The organism is Micromonospora sp. URMC 103 (assembly GCF_051386435.1).
Lineage (GTDB): Bacteria > Actinomycetota > Actinomycetes > Mycobacteriales > Micromonosporaceae > Micromonospora.
The window spans coordinates 1,517,205-1,540,875 of sequence record NZ_JBPQTR010000005.1 but is presented as its reverse complement, the minus strand read 5'-3'; the positions used below and the strand labels follow the sequence as shown (position 1 = coordinate 1,540,875).

The following is a 23,671-nucleotide window of genomic DNA, read 5'->3' as shown; positions in this document are numbered from 1 at the left end:
ATGACCTGGCCGGCGTGACGGATCAGCCTCCCGCCGACCAGACGGGGCCGTCCGGGTACGCGTACTCGGCGCGGGTCCGGGGTTCGATCGTGGCGCTGAAGCCCGGCGCCGTCGGCGCGACGTACCGGCCCTGGCGGATCACCACCGGGTCGACGAAGTGCTCGTGCAGGTGGTCGACGTACTCGATGACGCGGTCGGTCATGTCGCCGGCGACCGCCACGTAGTCGAACATCGACAGGTGCTGCACCAGCTCGCAGAGCCCCACCCCGCCCGCGTGCGGGCAGACCGGCACGCCGAACTTCGCGGCCAGCAGCAGGATCGCGATGTTCTCGTTGACCCCGGCGACGCGTGTCGCGTCGATCTGCACGTACGAGACCGCGCCGAGCTGGAGCAGCTGCTTGAACACCACGCGGTTGGCGACGTGCTCACCGGTCGCGACCCGCATCGGCGCGAGTTCCCGGGCGATCGTCGCGTGCCCGACCACGTCGTCGGGGCTCGTCGGCTCCTCGATCCAGTACGGGTCGAAACGCGCCAGCTCCCGCATCCAGGCGATGGCCGTCGGCACGTCCCAGCGCTGGTTGGCGTCCACGGCGATGGGGAAGTCCGGCCCGCAGGTCTGCCGGGCGATGCCCAACCGGCGCACGTCGTCTGCGAGGTCGGCCCCGACCTTCAGCTTGATCTGGCCGAACCCGTCGGCCAGCGCCTCCTTGCAGAGCCGGCGCAGCTTGTCGTCGTCGTAACCCAGCCAACCGGGCGAGGTCGTGTACGCGGGGAAGCCGTCGCGCAGCAGGTGCGCCTCGCGTTCGGCGCGACCCGGCCGCGCCTTCCGCAGGATCCCGAGCGCCTCGTCCCGGGTCAACGCGTCGCCCAGGTAGCGGAAGTCCACGAGGTCGACCAGGTCCTCCGGGCTCAGCCGGCTCAGCAGCTGCCACAGCGGCAGCCCCTCGCGCTTCGCCCGCAGGTCCCACAGCGCGTTGACGACGGCCGCGACCGCCATGTGCATGACGCCCTTCTCGGGGCCGAGCCAGCGCAGCTGGGAGTCGTGCACGAGGTCGCGCCAGAATCCCCCGAGGTCGGCCAGGACCGGCGCCACGGGCCGGCCCACCACGTACGGGCGCAGCGACGCGATGGCCGCCGCCTGGACGTCGTTGCCGCGGCCGATGGTGAAGGCGAAGCCGTGCCCCTCGTGGCCGTCCCCGGCGTCGGTGCGGAGCACCACGTACGCGGCGGAGTAGTCCGGATCGGGGTTCATGGCGTCGGATCCGTCCAGCTCCCGCGAGGTGGGGAAGCGGATGTCGGAGATCTCCAGGTCCGTGAAGATCATGCTCCCGCCACCTCCGGGCGCGGCCGGCCGCCCTCGTTCCGCGGCCCCGTGGTCTCCCGACCCGGCGCGCCCGCCCCCAACATCCTCACCCGTCGCCCCCAGATCGATGTCGCAACCGGCAATACATCCGATGTCTATCAGTGCGCAGGGCGCTCCACAAGGCCGTGACGTCGAGAGCCTTCGAAGCGTGCCCCGCCGGACGTCGCGTCGAACAGCGAGTTCCACCAGTTCACCGCGGAAATTCGGACCCGACGACGGAAAACCCGCCTTGTCGTCGGGCCGTGTCCTTTGTAGCCTCATCGTCAAACATCCGAGGCGTGCCGCACGTGCTCGGCTCCGCCGAGCGCATGCCTGCCTCCCCCCGGCCCTCGGACGATCCGGAGACCCCCATGGATGACTCCCGCCGCTGGCGGAGCCCGCGACGGTGGACGGCGGCCGTGGTCGTGGCGACGCTGGCCGCAGCGCTTCCCGTCTGGTCCGCGCCCACCCCGGCCGCCGCCACCACGAGCGCCGCCCCTGCCGCCCGGGACCCCCTCACCCTCTGGTACGACGAACCGGCCACCGACTGGGAAACCCAGGCGCTGCCCATCGGCAACGGCGCCCTCGGCGGCATGGTCTTCGGCCGGGTGGCGACCGAGACGGTGCAGTTCAACGAAAAGACACTGTGGACCGGCGGTCCCGGCTCGGCCGCCGGCTACGACTTCGGCAACTGGACCTCGCCCCGGCCGGGCGCCATCGAGGAGGTGCAACGCCTCATCGCCGAGCGCGGCCGGCTGGCCCCGGAGGAGGTGGCGAGGCGGCTCGGTCAGCCGAAGAGCGGGTTCGGCTCGTACAACACGTTCGGCGACCTGACGCTGCGGCTCACGCAGGACCCGGGCGCCGTGCAGGAGTACCGGCGCGGGCTCGACATCGGCCGGGCCGTTGCCACGGTCTCCTACGTCGACGACGGGGTGCGCTACACCCGCGAGTACTTCGCGAGCTACCCGGACCACGTCCTCGTGGTGCGGCTCAGCGCCGACCAGCCGGGCCGGATCGGGTTCACGGCCGGCGTCACCGCGCCGGGCAACCGGTCGAGGACGGCCACCGCGCGCGACGGGCGCATCACCGTGGCCGGCGCGCTCACCGACAACAAGCTGCGGTACGAGTCCCAGATCCAGGTGAACGCGGACGGCGGGGCCGTGACCTCCGGCGCCGACGGCACGGTGACCGTGGCCGACGCCGACGCCGCCACGCTGGTCCTCGCCGCCGGCACCGACTACGCGCCCCGTTACCCCACCTACCGGGGCGCCGACCCGCACGCCGCCGTGACGGCGGCGGTGGACGCCGCGGCCGGCAAGACGTACGCCGACCTCCTGGCCGCGCACACCGCCGACCACCAGGCCCTCTTCGACCGCGTCCGGCTCGACATCGGCCAGGAGATGCCCGACATCCCCACCGACGACCTGCTCCGCCGCTACACCGGCGGCGCCTCGCCCGCCGACCGGGCGCTGGAGGCGCTCTTCTTCCAGTACGGGCGCTACCTGTTGATCGCGTCGTCGCGGGCCGGCTCGCTGCCGGCGAACCTCCAGGGCGTCTGGAACAACTCGACGAGCCCGCCCTGGGACGCCGACTACCACGTCAACATCAACCTGCAGATGAACTACTGGCCCGCCGAGATCACGAACCTCTCCGAGACGACCGCCCCGCTGTTCGACTACGTCGACGCGATGGTCCCGCCCGGCCAGGTGACCGCGCGGGAGATCTACGGCAACCGGGGCTGGGTGGTGAACAACGAGACCAACCCGTACGGCTTCACCGGCCTGCACAACTGGGCCACCTCGTTCTGGTTCCCCGAGGCGGGCGCCTGGCTCGCCCAGCACTACTACCAGCACTACCAGTTCACCCGTGACCAGCGCTTCCTGCGGGAGCGGGCCTACCCGGTCATGAAGCAGCTCGCCCAGTTCTGGCTCGACGAGCTGGTCGTCGACCCGCGCGACGGCACGCTCGTCGTCTCCCCGAGCTACTCGCCCGAGCAGGGCGACTTCACGGCCGGCGCCTCGATGTCGCAGCAGATCGTCTGGGAGCTGTTCACCAACACCATCGAGGCGGCCGGCATCCTCGGCGGCGACAACGCGTTCCGCAAGGAGGTGCGGGCGGCGCTCGACCGGCTCGACCCCGGTGTCCGGGTCGGTTCGTGGGGCCAGTTGCAGGAGTGGAAGGAGGACCTGGACGACCCGGACAACGAGCACCGCCACGTGTCGCACCTGTTCGCCGTCCACCCCGGCGCCCAGATCTCCGCGCTGAAGGACCCCGAGCTGGCCGCCGCGGCGAAGGTCTCCCTCACCGCACGCGGCGACGGCGGCACCGGCTGGAGCAAGGCCTGGAAAATCAACTTCTGGGCCCGCCTCCTCGACGGCGACCACGCGCACAAGATGCTCACCGAGCAGTTGCGGCAGAGCACCCTCGCCAACCTGTGGGACACCCACCCGCCGTTCCAGATCGACGGCAACTTCGGCGCCACCTCCGGGGTCGCCGAGATGCTGCTCCAGAGCCAGAGCGGGGACGTCCACGTGCTCCCCGCCCTACCCGGCGCCTGGCGCGACGGCTCGGTCAGCGGGCTGCGCGCCCGCGGCGACCTCACCGTGGACACCACCTGGTCGGCCGGCGCCGCCACCGAGATCGCCGTGACCGCGGGGCGCACCGGCGACGTGTCGCTGCGCAGCCCGCTCTTCGCCGGGCCGTTCCGGCTCGTGGACACCACGACCGGCAAGCGGGTCGCCGCCGAGCCGCAGGGCGAGCGTCTCCGCTTCCGAGCGCAGGCCGGCCACCGCTACGTCGCCACCGCCGGGGTCCGCTTCAGCATCGACGCGCCGGAGTCGTTGGAGGCCGGTCGGTCGGGGACCGTCGCGGTGACCGTCGACGCCACCGACGCGGTGCCACCGTCGCGGCTCACGCTGGCACTGCCGGCGGGGTGGAGCGCGCGGCCCGCCCGGTTCGAGGTGCCGCGCCTGCACGCCGGCGACTCCCAGACGTACCGGTTCACCGTCACACCGAGCCGGGAGGCCGCGCCGGGCCCGAACCGGATCGAAACCCGGCTGGTCAACGACCGGTGGCGGGCGTCCGCGTGGACGGCCATCGCGCTGCCCATACCGCCACCCTGCGACCGGCCCGACCCCGATCACCCCCTCGTCGCCTGGGACCCGACCGGCGGGGACACCGTTGCCGACCGCTCGCCCCACGGACGCACCGCGACCGTGCAGACCGGGGCGGCGTACGTCGCGGACGGGCCCACGGGCAGCGCCCTGGCGCTCGACGGCAACCGGTACCTGCGCACCGCTCCCACCAGCCTGGGCTTCGTGGAGACCGCCACGTTCGCCGCCGAGGTCAAGGTGACCACGAGCGGCAGCTACCGCCGGCTCTTCGACTTCCAGCCCGGCGGCGACCCGGGCACCGACGGGGTGCTCGTCGACCTCACGCCGAGCAACCAGGTGCGGTTCATCGGCGCCGGCACCGGGGTCACCACCAGCGCCACGCTGCCCGTCGGCCGGTACGTCGACCTGGTCGTCACCATAAACGACGGCGGCAACATCGTCGTGTACGTCGACGGTCAGCAGGCCGGCACGGCCAAGGTTCCCGACGGCGGCATCGTCGGATGCGCCACCCGGGAACTGCGGTTCGCCGCCGACCAGGACGGCGGGCAGCGGCTCACCGGCGAGGTGGACCGCATCGCGATCCTCCCCGAGGCGCTCCCGGCCGACCAGGTGCGCACCTGGCAGTCCCGTGCCTTCGGCTGAGCGCCGCCCGGTGCCGTACGGCGGCCCTCCGCGCCGTTGCGGGCCCCGGGGCGATCTGGTCGAATGGCCGCCGAGTACGGAGATGGGCAGGTGACATGCGGGTCGCGCTCTTCGTGACGTGCCTGGCCGACACGCTGTTCCCGGCGGCGGCCACGGCCACCGTACGGCTGCTGGAGCGGCTCGGGCACGAGGTGGTCTTCCCCGAGGCGCAGACCTGCTGCGGGCAGATGCACGTCAACACCGGCTACCTCGGCGACGCGTTGCCGCTGGTGCGCCGTCACGTCCGCGCCTTCGAGCCGTACGACGTCGTGGTCGCTCCCTCCGGCTCCTGCGTGGGTTCGGTGCGCCACCAGCACGCCATGGTGGCCCGGCGGGCAGGTGACGAGCGGCTGGCCGCGCGGGCGGAGGAGGTCGCGGGGCGCACGTACGAGCTGTCGGAGTTCCTCGTCGACGTGCTCGGTGTGACCGACGTGGGCGCGTACTACCCGCACCGGGTGACGTACCACCCGACGTGCCACTCGCTGCGGGTGCTGCGGGTGGGTGACCGGCCGCTGCGGCTGCTGCGGGAGGTCCGCGGTCTGGACCTGGTGGAGTTGCCGCAGGCGGAGCAGTGCTGCGGCTTCGGCGGCACGTTCGCGGTGAAGAACGCCGACACCTCGACCGCCATGCTCGCCGACAAGCTGCGCCACGTCCTGTCGACCGGCGCCGACGTGTGCACGGCGGGGGACTCCTCGTGCCTCATGCACATCGGGGGAGGGCTGTCCCGGTTGCGCACCGGGGTCCGCACCGTGCACCTCGCGGAGATTCTCGCCGCGACCGAGCAGACCGGCGCGGCCGGTCACGCCACCCGGACCGGCGCCGCCGGACGGGCGAACCGGAGGGGGACGTGGCCGTGACCCGGACCTTCCTCGGCATGCCCGCGACCGCGCCGCGCGGTGTCGGTCACCTGCGTGGTGACGAGCCCTTCCCGGCCGCCGCCCGGAGGGCGCTGGCCGATCCGCAGCTTCGCCGCAACCTCGGGCACGCCACCACGACGATCCGCGCGAAGTCCGGCGCCGTCATCGGTGAGCTGCCGGACTGGGAGGAGCTGCGCGCGGCCGGGTCGGCGATCAAGGCGGACGTGCTGGCCCGCCTGCCGGAGCTCCTCGAGCAACTGGAGGCGGCGGTCACCGCCGCGGGTGGGACCGTGCACTGGGCCGCCGACGCGGTGGAGGCCAACCGCATCGTGACCGGCCTGGTGGCGGCGACCGGCAGCGACCGGGTCATCAAGGTCAAGTCGATGGCGACGCAGGAGATCGGCCTCAACGAGGCGTTGGAGGCTGCCGGGATCACCGCCGTGGAGACCGACCTCGCCGAGCTGATCGTGCAGCTCGGCGAGGACCGGCCCAGCCACATCCTGGTGCCGGCCATCCATCGCAACCGGGCCGAGATCCGGGAGATCTTCCTGCGCGCGATGCCCGGCGCGGATCCGGCGCTCACCGACGATCCGGCGGCGCTCGCGGCCGCCGCGCGCCGCTACCTGCGCCAGACGTTCCTGACCACCCGGGTGGCGGTCTCCGGCGCGAACTTCGCCGTCGCCGAGACCGGCACCCTCGCCGTCGTGGAGTCCGAGGGCAACGGGCGGATGTGTCTCACCCTGCCGGAGACGCTGATCACCGTGATGGGCGTGGAGAAGGTGGTGCCCACCTGGCGGGACCTGGAGGTGTTCCTGCAACTGCTGCCCCGGGCGTCCACGGGGGAGCGGATGAACCCGTACACCTCGATGTGGACCGGCATCGTCCCGGGCGACGGGCCGCAGGCGTTCCACCTGGTGCTGCTCGACAACGGGCGCAGCGCCGTCCTCGCCGACGAGGTGGGCCGGCAGGCGTTGCACTGCATCCGCTGCTCCGCCTGCCTCAACGTCTGCCCCGTCTACGAGCGCACCGGCGGGCACGCGTACGGGTCGGTGTATCCCGGGCCGATCGGCGCGGTGCTCTCCCCGCAGCTCACCGGCGTCGCCGACAACGCCTCCCTGCCGTACGCCTCGACGCTCTGCGGCGCCTGCTACGACGCCTGCCCGGTGAAGATCAACATCCCGGAGGTGCTGGTGCACCTTCGCGACCGGGCGCCCCACCCACGGGCCGAGGCCGCCGCGATGGCGGCGGCCGCGTACACCATGGACCACCCCGCCCTGTACGCGGCCGCGCAGCGCGCCGCCCGGCTCGGCCGCCTCGCCGGCCGCCGCGGTCGCGGCCTCCCGCCACCGCTGTCCGGCTGGACCATCAGCCGCGACCTGCCGCAGCCGCCCCGGCGGACGTTCCGTGACTGGTGGGCGCAGCGGTGAGCGGGCGGGAGGAGGTCCTCGCCCGGCTGCGGGCCGCACGCGGCGTCGCGCCGGCCGCGCCCGCCGAGGCGCCGCGCCACTACCGGCCGGCCGGCGCCACCGCCGACCTCGACCTGCTGGTGCACCGGCTCACCGACTACCGGGCCACCGTGCACCGGTGCGCCGAGCACGAGGTCGCGGCGGTCGTGGACGGCGTCCTCGGCGGCCAGCGGATCGTCGTGCCGCCCGGACTGCCCCGCCGCTGGCTGCCCGCCACCGTCGCGACGGTGACCGACTACGGCCTCACCGCGGAACAGCTCGCGGCCCTGGACGGGGTCGTCACCGCGGCGGCCGTGGCCGTCGCCGAGACCGGCACGATCGTCCTCGACGGCGCTCCCGACCAGGGCCGGCGGGTCATCACGCTGCTGCCCGACGTCCACGTCTGCGTGCTGCGCGCCGACCAGGTCGTCGCCGGGGTGCCGGACGCGGTGGCGCGGCTCGACCCGCGGCGCCCGCTGACCTGGATCAGCGGGCCGTCGGCCACCAGCGACATCGAGCTGAACCGGGTCGAGGGCGTGCACGGCCCCCGGAACCTGCACGTCGTCGTCCTGTCCTGACCACGGGCGCGGCGCCCTTCCCGGTCAGCGGGCGGCCGCGTCGCCCGTGACGAGGTCGAACGCCGCGATCAGCTCCGGGTCGGCCACCGCCTCGATGCCGACGATCCGGTCGGTGACCACGAAGGTGAGCACGATCCGGACCTGCCCGCCGAGCACCACGACGGCGCCGGGAGCGGCGTCCACGTACGCGGGCACGGCGGCCTGCGCCCGGCCGTTGAAGAAGCCGGCGACGGCGGCCGACCCGCGGGTCTCCGGCGTCGATCCCAGGCCGACCGCCACCGGATCGGCGCGCAGCACGACGTGCGGATCCAGGAGGGTGACGAGGTCGTCGAACCGGCCCTCGCGGGAGGCCGCGAGGAACGCCTCGACGATCCGCCGCTGGCGCGCCGGGTCCGCCTCCGGAACGGTGCCGCCCAACTGGACCCGGCGGCGGGCCCGGCTGGCGATCTGCCGCACGGCCGCAGGGCTGCGGTCGACGACGGCCGCGATCTCGTCGAACGAGACCGCGAACATGTCGTGCAGCACGAACACGAAGCGTTCGGTGGGCGCGAGGGTGTCGAGGACGACCAGGAGCGCCCGGCCGACCGATTCGGTGAGCACCGCCTCGCGCTCGGGGTCGGCGGGCTCGGCGTCGGCCGGAGCGGGCGCACGCTCGCCCGCCTCCCACGGCTGCTCGGGCCGGGCGGTCCGGGCGCGCAGCCGGTCGAGGCAGACCCGGCCGACCGTCGTCGTCAGCCAGCCGGCGAGGTTGTCGACACCGGCCGCGTCGGCCCGGCTCAGCCGCAGCCAGGTGTCCTGCACGGCGTCCTCGGCCTCGGCGCCGGAGCCCAGCATCCGGTGGGCGACCGCACGCAGGCGTGGCCGGTGCTCCTCGAAGCGTGTGGCCAGCAGATCCGCGTCGTGCATGGTCTTCCCACCCCGTCCGTCGTGCGAGTGCCGATGTGACCGTGGCCACGTCTGTCACGCCGCGGGGCCGGCCCTCGACATACGGGTGAAGCACCGGGAGGTCGCCGCGACGGACCCGGCAAGCCTAGAGGACAGGACGGACAGCTCATGACCATCGAACCCCGCATCGCCAACCCCGCCGGGCTGCTGCCGGACGCCGTGAAGGCCGTCAACCTGCTGTACAAGGCGGCCCACTCGGCCGGCGTCCCCCAGAGCACCCTGGAACTGGTGCACCTGCGAGCCAGCCAGATCAACGGGTGCAGCGCCTGCGTCGACTCGGGCGCCCGGGCCATGCGCAAGGCGGGCGAGACCGACGACCGGTTGTTCGCGGTGGCCGTCTGGCGGGAGACGCCGTACTTCACCGACGCCGAGCGGGCCGCGCTCGCGCTCGCGGAGGCCGCCACCCGGCTCGCCGACAGGGCCGACGCCGTGCCGGACGACATCTGGGCGGAGGCCGCCCGCCACTTCGGCGAGAAGGAGCTGGCGGCCATCGTGCTCTGGATCGCCACCACCAACTTCTTCAACCGGATCAACGCCACCACCCGTCAGCCGGCCCCGCAGAACTGGGGCTGACCGTCCCGAGGGACCGGGACGCGGGCGGTGGCTCCGGCCGCCGCCCGCCCGGCCCGTCCGGAACCGGCCGTCCGCAGGGGCCCTGCGCCGCGCCGGAGAAACCTATGCTGGCATCGTGCGGGATCGGCGGACGGCACTGCTGTGGGCGGGGTTCGGCGTGGTCGCGCTGGTGTCCACCGTGCTCGTTCTGCGGCGCGAGGACCGGCTCTCCGACCTGCACATCTACTACGGAGCGTTGACCGACCTGCGGGCGGGGCGCCCGCTGTACGCGTACGTCGCCGAGAACGGCGGCCCGTTCACCTATCCGCCGTTCGCGGCGCTCGTGCTCTGGCCGATCACGCTCGTGCCCGAGCCGGTGGCGCAGGTCGCGTGGCTGCTCGCGACCTGCGCGGCCGTCGTCGCCGTCGCCGTGCCGGTGGGCGCCACACTGGCCCGCGCACGGTGCCGACGTTCGACGGCGGTCGCCGGCGTGGCCCTGGTGCTCATGCTCTCCGCACCGGTGCAGAGCAACCTGCGCTTCGGCCAGGTCAGCATCTTCGTCGTGCTCCTGGCGCTGCTCGACGGCATGGCCGTGGTGCCGCCGCGCTGGCGGGGCGTGCTCGTCGGCGTGGCGGCGGCCGTCAAGCTCACCCCGCTGCTGTTCGTCGTCTACTTCGTCGTGGCGGGCCGCTACCGGGACGCCGCCCGCGCCACCGCGTCGTTCGTGGCCTGCGCCGGGCTGGCCGCCGTGGTCCTGCCGAAGGAGAGCTGGACGTACTGGGCCGGGACGATGGTGGAGACCGACCGGATTGGCAACCTCGCCTCGCTGGGCAACCAGTCCCTGCACGGAATGCTGCTGCGGGTGGGCGTCGAGGAGGCGTCCCTGCCGCTGCTCTGGGCCGGCCTCGTGGCGGTGATCTGCGCGGTGGCGCTGTTGCGCGCGCGGCGGTTGGCGGCGCAGGGTCATCCCGGGCACGCCGCCGTGCTCGTGGGCTGCGCCACCGTGGTCGCGTCACCGGTCTCCTGGACCCACCACCAGGTCTGGCCGGTGCTGGCCGCCATGCTGCTGATCGGCACGGTGGGGGTGGCCCGACGGGTGGCCGGGGCGGCGCTGCTGACCGCCATGGTCGTGTCGCTGGGCGCCGCCCTGAGCGCCGTGTCCCTGCGACCCGGCGTGCAGTTCCTGTTGGAGAACGCCCGTGCGCTCGGTGTCGGCGCGCTCTGCCTGACCGGCTTCGGCGGGGTGGCGGTGGCCGCGGCCCGGACCCGGCGCTCCCGACCGGCCGGTCGCGGTTGGCTGCGGGTGGGGGTCGCGGCCACGGCGGCCGTCGCGTTCTTCGCGGTGCAGCCGCTGCCCGCGGGGGCCGATCCCACGTTCAAGGCGTACGCGCTCGACGACGTGCCCAATCCGCGCTACTTCTTCGTGTGCCGCGGCGCGACCGAGTGCGCGGCCTACGGCACGAGCTCGCCCGTCACCTTCGGCACCCGGACCGAGAAGACCAAGGTGCGGGTGAACGGCGTCGTGTCGGCGCGGGTGGCGCGGTTGGAGTACTACTCCGCCCCCGGCGGCGCGCCGCGCGTCATCCCGCTCCTGTCACCGGACGCGGGCCCCCGGGTCTTCTCGTTCCGGTCCGCCACGATGGCGCACGGCCGGCTCGTGGCGTACGACGCCGGCGGCCATCCGATCGCCGTGGTCGACGACGAACTCGCCGCGGCGTTCCGCTAGCCGGCCGTGCCGCGCCGGCTCAACCCCCGGCGGCGGTGAGGGCCTGCAGGGCGGCGGCCAGGTCCGCCCCGGACGGGGCGTGGTCCGGGTCGAGCAGCCACTGGATGGTGAGACCGCTGATCAGCATGAGGACCAGGGAACCGACGGCCCGTGCGGTGTCGGGGGACGGACCGTCCGGTGCGACGCCCAGCATGGCGGCGAATCCCGGCCGGCCCGCCTCGAACGCGTCGGCGATCCGCGCGCGCAGCTCCGGTTGGTGGTCGGTCTGCGTGAACACGTCGACGCTGGCCGCCCAGAGCGCGCGGTGCTCGCGGATCGAGGCGACGACCCCGTCGCAGACGCTTTGCAGGCGTTCCAGCGGCGGAAGGCTCTCGTCGACGTCGAGGGTCCGCTGCAGCGTCTCGCCCCACTCGTTCATGGCCTCGATCATGGCGGCCGTGAGCAGCGCGTCCTTCGATCCGAAGTGGTAGCCGATGGAGGCCAGGTTGGTGCCGGAGGCGGCCACGATGTCGCGGGCGGTCGTCCGGGCGTAGCCGCGCTCGTACAGGCAGCGCTTCGCGCCGGCGAGGAGCTGTTCTCGATGTCCCACGCGGTCAGCCTAGCTCCCGGCTGGTCGTTTGTATAAGACGCCCGTCTTATACATCTGTCATAGACAAACGTATAGAAGCGTCCTACAGTGACGGACATGACGAGCCCGACGCACCCCTTTCCGACGGGAACCGCCGAGTCCCCCGCCCCCGCAACCGGTCCCGCGGCCCCCTCCCGGCTGCGTGACGTCGACGCTCTGCGCGGCTTCGCGCTCTTCGGCATCCTCGTGGTGAACATCGCCTTCTTCGCCACGGCGTTCCCCTGGCACGGCATCGACGACCCGGCGTACGCGTCGGCAGCGGACGACGCGGTGCGTCAGACGGTGGCGCTGCTCTTCGAGCTGAAGTTCTACCTGCTCTTCTCGTTCCTCTTCGGATACAGCTTCACGCTCCAGCTGGAGTCCGCGCGGCGTCGCGGCGCCGCATTCGTCCCGCGCTTCCTGCGCCGGCTGGCCGGGCTGTTCCTGCTCGGCGCGGCGCACGCCGTGCTGTTCTTCCACGGCGACATCCTCACCACGTACGCGCTGCTCGGCCTGGTGCTGCTCGCGGCCCGCCGGATGCGGCCGCGCACCGCGATGATCTGGGCCGGCGTCCTTCTCGGACTGGTGGCCCTCCAGATGGTGGGCGCGGCCGTCACCGGGGCGTCCCTCGCGACCGACCCGGCCGTGGCCCTCGCCGAGGGTCGGGCCTCCACCGAGGCGCTGGCCGGCAGCCCGGCCACCGTGATCGCCGAGCACCTCCGGGCCATGCCGCAGATGCTGCTGGGCCTCGCCTCCCTGCAGGCGCCGGCCGCGCTGGCCGCCTTCTTCGTGGGGCTCGCGGCCGGCAAGCGGGGCGTCCTCGCCCACCCGGAGCGGCATACCCGGCTGTGGCGGACGCTGTGCTGGGCCGGCTACCCGCTCGGCCTCGCCGGGGCGGTCCTGTTCGCCACCACCGGGGGGACCACCGGGCTCGACCCGGTGGCGCTCGCCCTCACCGTCGTGACGGCGCCGCTGTTGGCCGCCGCGTACGTCGCCACGCTGTTCCAGATCTTCCCGACCCGGATCGGCGACGTCCTTTCGCGCACGCTGGCGCCCGCCGGGCGGATGGCCCTGTCGAACTACCTCGGCCAGTCCGTGATCTGCGCGGTCGTCTTCACCGGCTGGGGCTTCGGGCTCGTCGGCCAGGTGTCCCCGCTGGCCGCCGTCCTCGTGGCCGTGGCGGTCTTCGCCGCCCAGGTGGCCGCGAGCGCCTGGTGGATGCGCGGGCACCACTACGGGCCGGTCGAGTGGCTGCTGCGGGCGCTCACCAACGCGACCGTGCCGCCGTGGCGGCGCGCGGCGGCGTAGGTCGCGTGGCCGAGTGCGGGAGCGCCGCCCGGGCCGACCGGCCCGGGCGGCGCCTCACGCCGTCGGCATTCCCGCGTGGTGGAGGTCGAGCACGACGCGGAAGGCATGGCCGTCGTCGTGGAGCAGGAAGGACGACGCGAGTCGCAGCGGCTCGTCGCCTCCGGCGCGCGGGGCGTCCCAGTCGCCGCGGGCCGGCGCGCTCGTCCATGCCTGTCCGTTCGGGGCGATCCCACCTGCTGTGGCGGGCTCGCGGACCAGTGCCGACGGTGGTTTGCCGGCCGGCCTGCCCGGGGCCCGTCACTCGCTGTCGAGCTGCCCCAGAAATGGGGCGCCCGCCGTCGCTCTACCTCTACCTCCCGCCGCGCCCCGGAAGGCCGCCGGGCTCGTCAACCTCGACCTCCCGCCGCGCCCCGGAATGCCGCCGGTCCCGTCAACCTCGACCCCTGCCGGCTGAACTGGCACGTCCCGCCGCCCTTCCACCTCGACCTCCCCCGGCGCCCCAGATATGGGGCAGCTCGACAGGACCCGCGGCGGGCATGCCGCCCGCAGCCGGCACGGCCGCGGCAGCCGGGACCCGAGCCCGCCCGGGGAACATGCCGCCCGGAGGACATGCCGTCCGAGACGAACATGCCGCCCGTGGCGGGCACGGGCCGTGGTCCTCACGCTGCCGGGTGTACCGGTGACGGCGCGGGGTAAATGGGCGCAGGACTGCCGACAGGAGGCTTGCGATGGAGAGTCGAGCCAGGGCGATGGGCCACGGGATCCATCCCATGCTGATCGTGTTTCCGCTGGGCCTGCTCGCCACGTCGGTCATCTTCGACATCCTCTACCTGATCACGGACCGGACCGGTTTCCAGATCTCGGCCGCGTACACGATCGCGGCGGGCGTCATCGGCGGTCTCGTGGCCGCCGTGTTCGGGCTCGTCGACTGGCGGGCCATCCCGTCGGGCACCCGGGCCAAGCGGGTCGGCGCCCTGCACGGCGTCGGCAACGTCGTCGTCGTGGCGCTGTTCGCCGCGAGCTGGCTGATCCGCCTCTCGGCCGACAACTGGGAGCCGAACGCGGGCGCACTGGCGTGCAGCTTCCTCGGGATCGTGCTGTCCGGGGCGACGGCCTGGCTCGGGGGCGAGCTGGTCGAGCGGCTGGGGATGAGCGTGAGCGACAACGCGAACGTGAACGCGCCCAGCTCCCTGCGCCGCGCGCCCGCCCGCGAAGCCTGAACGGGCGTCGCGGCGACCCGACCTCACGCCGACCGAAACTCCCGTCCCACAGCCGGTGGGACGGGAGTTTCGGCGTTCCGGCCGCCACGGTGGGCGTACGCCGGCATCATCTCCTGTCATGAGACGAACGCCCGCCGTGGCGGCGCTGCTCACCGCCGTCCTGGCGGCGGGCTGCGACGCCCCAGAGCCGCCGCCGGTTCCCGGGCGGACGGCGCCGACCACCGCCGTGACCACCCCCGCCGCGCCGCCCGACACGATCACCGTGGTGGCGGCCGGCGACCTGCTCGTGCACCCGGCGCTCAGCGAGCAGGCGGCCGCCGACGCCCGCCAGGCGGGCCGACCCGGCCACGACTTCACCCGGGTGCTGGCCGCCGTCCGCGCCCGGGCGAGCGCCGCCGACCTGGCCATCTGTCACATGGAGACGCCACTGGCGGAGCCGGGCGGGCCGTTCACCGGCTGGCCGACCTTCAGCGTCCCGCCGCAACTGGCCGACGCCGCCGCGTGGGCCGGCTTCGACACCTGCTCCACCGCGTCCAACCACTCCCTGGACACCGGCGTCGAGGGGATCGCCCGTACGCTCGACAACCTGGACCGGGTGGGCCTGCGGCACGCCGGGACGGCCCGCACCCCGGCGGAGGCACGTCGCCCCACCGTGCTCGACGTCAAGGGCGTCAAGGTGGGGCACCTGTCGTACGCGTTGAGCTTCAACGACATCCCGCTGCCCGAAGGGCGGCCGTGGGCGGCCAACCTCATCGACGCCGACGCCATCCGCGCCGAAGCCCGCCGGGCCCGGGCGGCCGGCGCGGAGATCGTCGTCCTGTCGATGCACTGGGGCACCGAGTACCAGCACGAGCCGAACGCCGACCAGCTGGACCTGGCCCGGGAGCTGCTCGCGTCGCCGGACATCGACCTGATCGTCGGCCACCACGTGCACGTGGTGCAGCCGTTCGAGAAGGTGGGCGACAAGTGGGTCGCCTACGGCATGGGCAACCTGACGGCGCGGTTCGCCGACGGGTCGCCGGAGGAGACCCAGGACGCGGTCGTCCCCGAGTTCACCTTCACGCGTAGGCCCGCGGGCGGGTGGGCGGTCACCTCGGTGACGGTGATGCCGACCTGGATGGAGTACCGGCCACTGGCCCGCGTGGTCGACGTGACCGCCGCCGCGGCCAACCCGGCGCTGCCCACCTGGCAGCGCGCGCGGTACGCCGCGATCGTCCGCCGCATCGGGGGTTACGTCGACCTGCGGGGCGCCGTCGCGGCGGGCCTGCGGACCCCGCACTGAGCAGACGAAGGCGCCGGGTTCACCGCGGCCCGCCGCCGGCGTCGACGAGGCTCAGGTGCAGCTCGACGGCGGCGGTCGTCCGGTCGACGTCGCCGGTGGCGAGCAGGTCCAGCAGGGCGCCGCGGAGAACCGCCAGGGCGAGGGTCCGCCCGACGAGGTCGCTGTCGGCGTGCGGACGGGCCGGCGGGCCGGCGAGGACGGCGAGCCAGTCGTCGACCGTCTGGCGGGCGAAGTCGGCCCACGGGCCGGCCGGGTCGACGAGGGACCGCGCGTACGCCTCCAGCCAGAGTGTCAACAGGGGACGGTGCGCCGGGGCGACCAGCCAGTGCCAGGTGGCCCGCACGACGGTGGCCGGGTCGCTTCCCGCGACATCGGATCGCACCCGGTCGAGCAGTGCCAGCTCCTCCCGGCGCGCTCGCGCGAGCAGTTCCCGGATGAGGCCGTCCTTCGACCCGAACAGGAACAGCAGCACGCGTGGGCTGGATCCGACGGCGGTGGCCAGGGGGCGTAGCGACAGGTCGGCCAGGCCGGACCGCAGGGCGTACCGGTAGGCGCTCTCTAGCAGCTCCTCGCGGCGCGCGGAGGGGGCTCGTGTCGGGTCGCTCATGGCGCTACTCTGCCACTGAAACAGTCGTTTCAGTGCGGTGGGAGTGGTGATGGACGAGCGAATCGAGATCCGTCCGCTGGGTCGTCCCGGCGACCTCGGCTGGGTGGTCATGGCGCACGGTGAGCTGTACGCGGCGGAGTTCGGCTGGGACGCGACCTTCGAGGCGCTGGTGGCCCGGATCGTGGCCGACTACGCCGGCGATCACGACCCGCGCCGGGAGGCCGCCTGGATCGCCGAGCGGGACGGGCGGCGGGTCGGCTGCGTCTTCTGCGTCGCGGCCGACGGGTCCGTCGCGCAACTGCGGATCCTCCTCGTGGATCCGTCCGCCCGCGGTCACGGCCTCGGTGGCCGCCTGGTGGACGAGTGCCTGGCCTTCGCCCGGCGCGCCGGCTACACGCGCATGCGACTGTGGACCAACGACCCGCTGGTCGCCGCGCGCCGCGTGTACCTGTCGCGGGGTTTCACCCTGACCGGGCAGGAGCCGCACCACAGCTTCGGCGTGGATCTCGTGGGTCAGGTGTACGAGGTGGACCTGCGACCCGCGACCGGGGCGGCGCGACCGCTGGCGCCCGCGCGGTCCTAGGCCGGCTCCGGCGCCCGGACGGTCCTAGGCCGGCTCGGGTGCCCCCGACTGCTCCCACAGCGACTTCATCTCGTCGAACGCCTGCTCCATGAGCTGCACCATGGCGCGGCGGGCGCGCTCGCCGTCGTGCCGCTGGATCGCCTGGGCCACCTCGGCGTGCAGGTGGAGCGCCTGCTCGTGCGGGTGGTGCGGCATGAGGTGGTGCTTGTGCCGGCCGGTGAGCACCTCCGCCACCAGATCCTGGAGGCGGAGGAACATCTCGTTGCCGGAGGCGAGCAGCACCCGGCGGTGGAACTCGATGTCGAGGCGCAGGAAGCGGTCCTCGTCGCCGGCCTTGCCGGCGGCCCACATCTTGGCGGCGAGACCCACAAGGTCGCTCGCCTCGTCGTGACTCGCCCGGGTCGCGGCCAGCAGGGCGGCGTGCGGCTCGACGGCGGTGCGCAGCTCGGTGATCGACCGGAGTTGGGCGACGCGCCCGGCCGAGGCGAGACGCCAGCGGATGACCTGCGGGTCGAAGACGTTCCAGGCGGTCGCCGGGCGGATGAGCACGCCGACGCGGCGGCGGGTCTCGATGAACCCGATCGACGCGAGGACCCGCAGCACCTCGCGGACGACCGAGCGGGACACGGCGTACCGGTCCACCAGGTCGTCGATGTTGAGAACCGCGCCGGGCGCCAGCTCCCCGCCGCAGATCGCGGTGCCGAGGTGCTCGAGGACGCGCGCGTGCAGCCCGGACTCGACAGGGGCGGTCTCGGCGGCTGCAACCCCTGAGGAGGTCCGTTCCACGCCAAGGATCATATCAGTTAGATCAACCCCTTGAATAAGTCAGCTTTTTCGGCCTAGCATCCCGTCGTTAAGCAGATGTAAACAGCGAGGTAGCGCCTCCGCCGAGGCAGCGACCACGACAGAAGGAGAGACAAGCGTGCGACGTCGATCGATACTCGGCACTTCTCTTGCCGTGGTCGTCGCCATGGGCCTGTCCGCCTGCGGCGGTGGGGACGGCGGCGACGGCGGGTCCAGCACCCTCCGGGTGACCCTCGTCAACCACGTGTGGACGGAGAACCTCAAGAAGGCCCTGCCGGAGTTCGAGAAGCAGTCGGGTCTCAAGGTCGAGGTCACCCAGCTCGGCGAGGACCAGCTCTCCGACCAGTACAACGTCAAGCTGAACGCCGGGTCCAGCGACATCGACGTGATGATGTACCGGCCGCTGCAGGAGGGGAAGCTGTTCGCGAAGAACCGGTACCTCGCCGACCTCACCGACAAGGCCAAGTCGGACGGCGCCTTCGAGTTCGCGGACTTCCAGCCCGGGCCGGTGCAGGCCACGACCTACGAGGACAAGGTGGTCGGCGTGCCGATCATCACCGAGCAGGAGGTCCTGTACTACCGCAAGGACCTGCTGCAGAAGTCGGGCTTCACGGCGCCGCCCAAGACCCTCGACGAGCTGAAGACGCAGGCGGCCAAGGTCGAGGCCGACAACCCGGGCGTGGCCGGCTTCGTGGCCCGCACCGGCAAGGCGGCCGCCGTCACCCAGTTCTCCAGCTTCCTCTACAGCTTCGGCGGCGACTTCGTCGACGGCAGCGGGAAGGCCAGCGTCAACACCGCGCAGGCCAAGCAGGCGTACGCCTTCTACGGCGGGCTCCTGCGTGACCACGGCCCGGACAACATCAGCACCGACATGAGCTGGTCCGAGGCGATGGCCATCTTCACCCAGGGCAAGGCGGCCTTCTACACCGAGGCGAACTCGCTCTACAAGAACGCCACCGACCCGGCCAAGTCGAAGGTGTCCGACACCGTCGGCTTCACCGCCTTCCCGGCCGGCCCGGCCGGCTCGAAGCCGTACAACATCCCCTCCTGGGCGCTCGGCGTCAACGACACGTCGAAGAACAAGGACAACGCCTGGAAGTTCATCCAGTGGGCCGCCGGCAAGGAGCAGGCCCTGGCGCAGCAGAAGGCCGGCGTCCCCGGCGCCCGCGCCTCCGTCTGGGCGAACCCCGAGGCCGCCTCGACCTACCCGAAGGACCTCGCCGAGGCCACCACGGTGAGCACCGCCAACGGCATCGGCCACGACCGGCCGCTGGTCGAGAAGGTCGCCGAGGCGCGGGAGATCGTCGGCCAGCCGATCGTCGACGCGATCACGGGCAAGGACCCGGCCGCCTCGGCGGACGCGGCCAACGAGGCGTTCCAGAAGTTCCTCGACGACGAGTCGAAGTAGACCGACCGCGGGCGGTGGCGGGCCGACGGCCCCGTCACCGCCCGCGACCCTCGCCCTGCGAACCCGGAGTCCCCATGTCCACCGTCACCACCCCCGCCACCAGATCACCCGAAGCCCGGCCGGCGCTCACCGACGGGTCGGCCTGGTCGCGCTGGGCCAACGCGCACCGCAAGTGGCTCTTCGCGGCGCCCGCCATGGTGTTCGTCGCCGTGCTGATCATCTTTCCGGTGGCCTGGACCGGCTACCTCAGCCTCACCGACGCCGAGGGGTCGGTGCGCGCCGAGAGCGAGTTCATCGGCTTCCAGAACTACCTCGACGTGCTCGCCGACACCGACCGGTTCTGGCCGGCCGTCCTGCGTACGGTGGCGTTCACCGGCGTCGTGCTGCTCTTCGAGGTCGTCCTCGGCATGGCGGTCGCCCTGCTCCTGTGGCGGCCGTTCCGCGGCGAGCGCTGGGTCCGCGTCGCGATCCTCCTGCCGCTCGTGGCCACCCCGGTCGCCGTCGGCATGATGTGGCGCCTGATCTTCGACCCGAACATCGGGATGGCGAACCAGGTGCTGGGCTGGGTCGGCATCGGCCCCCAACCCTGGCTGTCCGGCCAGCACTCGGCGCTGCCCACCACGATGTTCATCGACATCTGGCAGTGGACGCCGATGGTCGTCCTCATCCTGCTCGCCGGGCTCACGTCGCTGTCCGACGAGCCGCAGGAGGCGGCCCTCATCGACGGCGCCAGCACCTGGCAGCGGTTCCGCCACGTCACCCTGCCGCTGCTCATGCCCACCGTGATCGTCGCGATCCTGCTGCGCGGCATCGACGCGCTGAAGACCTTCGACATCCTCTACGCCACCAAGGGCCGCGGCGGCGGGTCGTTCCACGAGGTGGAGACGCTCAACGTGTACGCGTACGGGCTCAGCTTCGACTACAACGACTACGGCGTCTCGTCGACGGTCCTCATCATCTTCTTCCTGATCATCATCGGGGTGATGTGGGCCCTGACCTACCGCAAGAAGGGGCTGGAGCGATGAGACCGAGCCGGCCGTACCAGATCTTCCGGGCGCTGGCCCTCGCCGTCGTCGTGCTCGCGCTGCTCGCGCCGCTGCTCTGGATGATCGCGGCGTCGTTCAAGACGAACGTCGACATCTACGACAGCGGCAAGGCGTTCGCCTTCTCGCCTACCCTGGACAACTACGCCAACGTCCTCCAGCGGGCGAACTACGTCGAGTTCATCGGCAACAGTCTCTGGGTGGCGTTCGCGGCCACCGTGCTGTCGCTGATCCTGGGCGTGCCCGCCGCGTACTCGATGAGCCGCTTCACCATGCGGCGGTCGGCGGTCGTGGTGCTCATGGCCCGGGTGATCCCCGGCGTCTCGCTGCTGGTGCCGTGGTACTACGTCTTCTCGAACCTGCAGATGGTCGGCGGGTACACGGTGCTCATCCTGAGCCACATGTTCGTGTCGCTGCCGCTGATCGTCTACATCATGATGGGCTACTTCGACGGCCTGCCCACCGAACTCGAGGAGGCGGCGCTCGTCGACGGGCTGACCCACATCGGCGCGTTCCGGCGCATCTCGCTGCCGCTGTCGCTGCCCGGCATCGCCACCGCCGGGATCCTCTCCTTCATCTTCTCGTGGAACAACTTCATGTTCGCCCTGGTGCTCTCCGACGCCGACACCAAGACGCTCCCCGTGGCGATCTTCGACTTCGTCGGGTACGCGAGCATCGACTGGGGTGGCCTCATGGCCGCGGCCACCGTGGTCACCCTGCCGATCATGGTGATCGCCCTGTTCGTGCAGAAGTACGTCGTCTCCGGCCTCACCGCCGGCGCCACGAAGGGTTGAGGACGCCATGACCACGATCGCACGGGTGGAGACCTTCCTCGTGGCGCCCCGATGGCTGTTCGTCCGCGTCGAGACCACCTCCGGCCTGGTCGGCTGGGGCGAGGCGACCTGCGAGGGCCGGTCGGAGACCGTGCGCACCGCCGTCGAGCAGCTCGGCGAGCTGCTCGTCGGTCGGGACGCACTGCGCATCGAGGACCACTGGCAGGTGCTGACCAAGGGCGCGTTCTACCGGGGTGGCCCGATCCTGGCCAGCGCGGTGGCCGGCCTCGACCAGGCCCTGTGGGACATCGCGGGCAAGCACTTCGGCGCACCCGTACACCAGCTGCTGGGCGGCCCGGTCCGGGACCGGATCCGGGTCTACGGCTGGGTGGGCGGCGACGAGCCCGCCGAGGTCCGCGACCACATCGCCGCCGCCGTCGAGACGGGCCTCACCGCGGTGAAGATGAACGCGTCCGGGCGGATGAGCGCGGTGGCCTCGGTCGCCGAACTCGACGCGGTGGTGCGGCGGGTGGCCGCCGCGCGTGAGGTGCTCGGCGACGAGCGGGACGTGGCAGTCGACTTCCACGGGCGGTTCACCCTCGCCAACGCCCGCCGCGTCGCCCCGCTGCTCGAACCCTTCCGGCCGTTCTTCCTCGAGGAGCCGGTGGTCCCCGAGAACTCCCACCTCATCGGGGAGTTCGTCCGCTCGACCACCACACCGGTGTCCACGGGGGAGCGGCTCTACAACCGGCAGGAGTTCCTGCCGGTGCTGCAGGCCGGCATCGCGATCGCCCAGCCGGACCTCTCCCACGCCGGCGGCATCACCGAGGTGCGCAAGATCGCCGCCCTTGCGGAGGTGTACGACGCGCAGCTCGCCCCGCACTGCCCGCTCGGACCGATCGCCCTGGCGGCCTGCCTCCAGGTCGGCTTCGCCACCCCCAACTACCTGATCCAGGAACAGAGCATCGGCATCCACTACAACCTCGGCGCTGAGGTGCTCGACTACTGCCTCGACAAGACGCCGCTCACCTTCGTGGACGGCTACGTGGAACGGCTCACGGCGCCGGGCCTCGGCATCGAGATCGACGAACACGCCGTACGCACGGCGGACAAGCGCGGGCACGCCTGGCGCAGCCCGACCTGGCGACACCTCGACGGCTCCTACGCGGAATGGTGAAACACATGACCCTCGACCTCGTATCCGAACTCACCGACGCCCGCATCCTCGCGGTCATTCGCGGCACCTCCACCGCCGGCGCGATCGCCGCCGGCGCGGCCCTGCTGGAGGAGGGCGTCCGCGTCGTCGAGGTGGCCCTCACCACGCCCGACGCCCCGAAGGCGATCGCCGCGCTGCGCGAGGTGGCGCCCGCCGGCTCCCTGGTCGGCGCCGGCACCGTGCTCACCGCCGCCGACGTCGCGGACGTGGCCGCCGCGGGAGCGCAGTTCGTGGTGACGCCCGCCGTCGTCGAGTCGATCGCCGAGGCCGCCCGCGTCGGCCTGCCCGTCGCCGCCGGAGCGTTCACTCCGACCGAGGCGTACACCGCGATGCGGATGGGCGCCTCCGTGGTCAAGCTGTTCCCGGCGTCGGTGGGCGGCCCCGGCTACCTCAAGGCGGTGCGCGACCCGTTCCCGAACATCCCGTTCGTGGCCGTCGGCGGCGTCGGCCTGGACGACGTGCCCGGCTACCTGGCCGCGGGCGCGATCGCCGTGGGCGTCGGCGGACCGCTGGTGGGCGACGCCGCGTCCGGCGGAGACGTGGACGCCCTGCGGCAGCGGGCGCGCACCTACCTGACGGCCGTGTCGGGGCGGCTCGCGTGAGCGCACCGGACCTGCTCACCTTCGGCGAGGCGATGGTGTCGCTGCGCTCCGCCGGTCCGCTCGCCGGCGGCGGGACGCTGAGCATGCACCTGGCCGGCGCCGAGTCCAACGTGGCCGTGGGGGTGGCCCGGCTGGGCCACCGGGCCGCCTGGGTCAGCCGGGTGAGCACCGACGAGTTCGGCGAGTACGTGCTGCGCCAACTGCGCGCCGAGGGCGTCGGCGTCGACGGGGTGACCCGGGACGCCGACCGGCAGACCGGCCTCATGTTCCTCGAGCAGCGCAGCGCCGACCTCACGCGGGTGCAGTACTACCGGGCCGGGTCGGCCGGGTCGGCGCTGCGCGTCGACGACCTCAAGGAGCCGCTGGCCGCCGGCGCGCGGATGCTGCACCTGACCGGCATCACCCCGGCCCTGTCGGACACGGCGCGGGAGGCCACCCGGTGGGCGGCCGAGACGGCCGCCGCGGCCGGGATCCCCGTCTGCCTCGACGTCAACTACCGCGCCCGGCTCTGGAGCCGGGACGCCGCCCGCGCGGCGCTCACCCCGCTTGCGGCGTACGCCTCGACCGTCATCGCGTCCGCCGACGAGCTGGACCTCGTGGGCGACCCGGGCGCCGACGAGGCCACCGTGGCGGCCGACCTGCTCGGGCGCGGTGTGGAGACCGTGCTCGTGAAGCTCGGCGCGGACGGCGCCCGGGCGCACACCGCCGACGGGGTCGCGCACGCCGGCGCGGTGACGGTGACCGCCGTCGACACCGTCGGGGCCGGCGACGCGTTCACCGCGGGCTACCTGTCGGCCTGGTTCGACGGGCTGGACCTCGCGGCGCGCCTGCGCCGCGCCGCCACCCTCGGTGCCTTCGCCGTCTCCACCCGCGGCGACTGCGAAGGGCTGCCGCGCCGCGCCGAACTCTCCCTTCTCGACGGTCACGAGGCGGGCAGCGTCCTGCGCTAGCCGCCGCACCGGATTGTTAGAAAGGCACA

At 73.0% G+C, this 23,671-nt stretch carries 21 protein-coding genes; 16 read left to right on the top strand and 5 right to left on the bottom strand.

The window, feature by feature from the left end; genetic code table 11:
* Window positions 1–22: 22 nt before the first annotated feature.
* Entirely contained in the window at window positions 23–1,324 is a 1,302-nt protein-coding gene (locus ACSNOA_RS20185) for an L-fuconate dehydratase (protein WP_436660463.1), read from the bottom strand.
* A 389-nt stretch (window positions 1,325–1,713) separates the two neighbouring features.
* Between ACSNOA_RS20185 and ACSNOA_RS20180 the strand changes: the two genes are divergently transcribed.
* The 4 genes from ACSNOA_RS20180 to ACSNOA_RS20165 all read left to right on the top strand — a co-directional run bounded on the left by ACSNOA_RS20180 (window position 1,714) and on the right by ACSNOA_RS20165 (window position 8,016).
* Complete coding sequence (locus ACSNOA_RS20180; RefSeq protein WP_436660462.1) at window positions 1,714–5,097, top strand: glycosyl hydrolase family 95 catalytic domain-containing protein; 3,384 nt, start codon at window positions 1,714–1,716, stop codon at window positions 5,095–5,097.
* 95 nt (window positions 5,098–5,192) lie between these two features.
* Window positions 5,193–5,993 carry a (Fe-S)-binding protein gene (locus ACSNOA_RS20175; protein WP_436660461.1) on the top strand — a complete coding sequence of 267 codons (801 nt, stop codon included), beginning with the start codon at window positions 5,193–5,195 and terminating at the stop codon, window positions 5,991–5,993.
* Between the two features lie 17 nt (window positions 5,994–6,010).
* A complete protein-coding gene (locus ACSNOA_RS20170) occupies window positions 6,011–7,420 on the top strand; it encodes a lactate utilization protein B (protein ID WP_436662388.1) in 1,410 nt (469 codons plus the stop codon).
* Window positions 7,417–8,016 (top strand): LutC/YkgG family protein, encoded by a 600-nt coding sequence (locus ACSNOA_RS20165; RefSeq protein ID WP_436660459.1) that lies wholly within the window; start codon window positions 7,417–7,419, stop codon window positions 8,014–8,016. Before ACSNOA_RS20170 ends, ACSNOA_RS20165 begins: the two co-directional genes overlap by 4 nt.
* Before the next feature lie 24 nt (window positions 8,017–8,040).
* Here ACSNOA_RS20165 and ACSNOA_RS20160 read toward each other — a convergent pair whose 3' ends face one another.
* Window positions 8,041–8,922 carry a sigma-70 family RNA polymerase sigma factor gene (locus ACSNOA_RS20160; protein WP_436660458.1) on the bottom strand — a complete coding sequence of 294 codons (882 nt, stop codon included), beginning with the start codon at window positions 8,920–8,922 and terminating at the stop codon, window positions 8,041–8,043.
* Window positions 8,923–9,069: 147 nt separating this feature from the next.
* Here ACSNOA_RS20160 and ACSNOA_RS20155 point away from each other — a divergent pair, with 147 nt between their 5' ends.
* Together ACSNOA_RS20155 and ACSNOA_RS20150 are read left to right on the top strand one after the other, a co-directional pair.
* Window positions 9,070–9,534 carry a carboxymuconolactone decarboxylase family protein gene (locus ACSNOA_RS20155; protein ID WP_436660456.1) on the top strand — a complete coding sequence of 155 codons (465 nt, stop codon included), beginning with the start codon at window positions 9,070–9,072 and terminating at the stop codon, window positions 9,532–9,534.
* A 115-nt stretch (window positions 9,535–9,649) separates the two neighbouring features.
* On the top strand, window positions 9,650–11,239 hold the full coding sequence (locus ACSNOA_RS20150) for a glycosyltransferase 87 family protein (RefSeq protein ID WP_436660455.1): 1,590 nt from the start codon (window positions 9,650–9,652) through the stop codon (window positions 11,237–11,239).
* Between the two features lie 19 nt (window positions 11,240–11,258).
* Here ACSNOA_RS20150 and ACSNOA_RS20145 read toward each other — a convergent pair whose 3' ends face one another.
* Window positions 11,259–11,828, bottom strand: a complete 570-nt coding sequence (locus ACSNOA_RS20145; protein ID WP_436660453.1) for a TetR/AcrR family transcriptional regulator — start codon at window positions 11,826–11,828, stop codon at window positions 11,259–11,261.
* Between the two features lie 96 nt (window positions 11,829–11,924).
* Between ACSNOA_RS20145 and ACSNOA_RS20140 the strand changes: the two genes are divergently transcribed.
* From ACSNOA_RS20140 to ACSNOA_RS20130, 3 genes are all read left to right on the top strand, one after another.
* Window positions 11,925–13,154, top strand: a complete 1,230-nt coding sequence (locus tag ACSNOA_RS20140; RefSeq protein ID WP_436660452.1) for a DUF418 domain-containing protein — start codon at window positions 11,925–11,927, stop codon at window positions 13,152–13,154.
* 728 nt (window positions 13,155–13,882) lie between these two features.
* A complete protein-coding gene (locus ACSNOA_RS20135; protein WP_436660450.1) occupies window positions 13,883–14,374 on the top strand; it encodes a DUF2231 domain-containing protein in 492 nt (163 codons plus the stop codon).
* A gap of 118 nt (window positions 14,375–14,492) precedes the next feature.
* On the top strand, window positions 14,493–15,656 hold the full coding sequence (locus tag ACSNOA_RS20130) for a CapA family protein (protein WP_436660449.1): 1,164 nt from the start codon (window positions 14,493–14,495) through the stop codon (window positions 15,654–15,656).
* Between the two features lie 19 nt (window positions 15,657–15,675).
* Here ACSNOA_RS20130 and ACSNOA_RS20125 read toward each other — a convergent pair whose 3' ends face one another.
* Window positions 15,676–16,263: a TetR/AcrR family transcriptional regulator gene (locus ACSNOA_RS20125; RefSeq protein ID WP_436660447.1), complete on the bottom strand. Its 588-nt coding sequence runs from the start codon at window positions 16,261–16,263 to the stop codon at window positions 15,676–15,678.
* A 49-nt stretch (window positions 16,264–16,312) separates the two neighbouring features.
* Between ACSNOA_RS20125 and ACSNOA_RS20120 the strand changes: the two genes are divergently transcribed.
* The gene (locus ACSNOA_RS20120) at window positions 16,313–16,846 is read left to right on the top strand and encodes a GNAT family N-acetyltransferase (RefSeq protein ID WP_436660446.1); all 534 of its coding nucleotides are present in this window, start codon (window positions 16,313–16,315) and stop codon (window positions 16,844–16,846) included.
* A gap of 24 nt (window positions 16,847–16,870) precedes the next feature.
* On the opposite strand, the gene ACSNOA_RS20115 is transcribed toward ACSNOA_RS20120, so the two are convergent.
* The gene (locus ACSNOA_RS20115; protein ID WP_436660444.1) at window positions 16,871–17,632 is read right to left on the bottom strand and encodes a FadR/GntR family transcriptional regulator; all 762 of its coding nucleotides are present in this window, start codon (window positions 17,630–17,632) and stop codon (window positions 16,871–16,873) included.
* 136 nt (window positions 17,633–17,768) lie between these two features.
* Here ACSNOA_RS20115 and ACSNOA_RS20110 point away from each other — a divergent pair, with 136 nt between their 5' ends.
* From ACSNOA_RS20110 to ACSNOA_RS20085, 6 genes are all read left to right on the top strand, one after another.
* A complete protein-coding gene (locus ACSNOA_RS20110) occupies window positions 17,769–19,058 on the top strand; it encodes an ABC transporter substrate-binding protein (RefSeq protein ID WP_436660442.1) in 1,290 nt (429 codons plus the stop codon).
* Between the two features lie 74 nt (window positions 19,059–19,132).
* A complete protein-coding gene (locus tag ACSNOA_RS20105) occupies window positions 19,133–20,083 on the top strand; it encodes a carbohydrate ABC transporter permease (RefSeq protein ID WP_436660441.1) in 951 nt (316 codons plus the stop codon).
* On the top strand, window positions 20,080–20,895 hold the full coding sequence (locus ACSNOA_RS20100; protein WP_436660439.1) for a carbohydrate ABC transporter permease: 816 nt from the start codon (window positions 20,080–20,082) through the stop codon (window positions 20,893–20,895). The genes ACSNOA_RS20105 and ACSNOA_RS20100 overlap by 4 nt, the downstream gene beginning before the upstream one ends.
* 7 nt (window positions 20,896–20,902) lie before the next feature.
* Window positions 20,903–22,051 (top strand): galactonate dehydratase, encoded by a 1,149-nt coding sequence (dgoD, locus tag ACSNOA_RS20095; protein WP_436660437.1) that lies wholly within the window; start codon window positions 20,903–20,905, stop codon window positions 22,049–22,051.
* Between the two features lie 5 nt (window positions 22,052–22,056).
* The gene (locus ACSNOA_RS20090; protein WP_436660435.1) at window positions 22,057–22,692 is read left to right on the top strand and encodes a bifunctional 4-hydroxy-2-oxoglutarate aldolase/2-dehydro-3-deoxy-phosphogluconate aldolase; all 636 of its coding nucleotides are present in this window, start codon (window positions 22,057–22,059) and stop codon (window positions 22,690–22,692) included.
* Entirely contained in the window at window positions 22,689–23,642 is a 954-nt protein-coding gene (locus tag ACSNOA_RS20085; RefSeq protein ID WP_436660434.1) for a sugar kinase, read from the top strand. The genes ACSNOA_RS20090 and ACSNOA_RS20085 overlap by 4 nt, the downstream gene beginning before the upstream one ends.
* The last annotated feature ends 29 nt before the right edge of the window (window positions 23,643–23,671 follow it).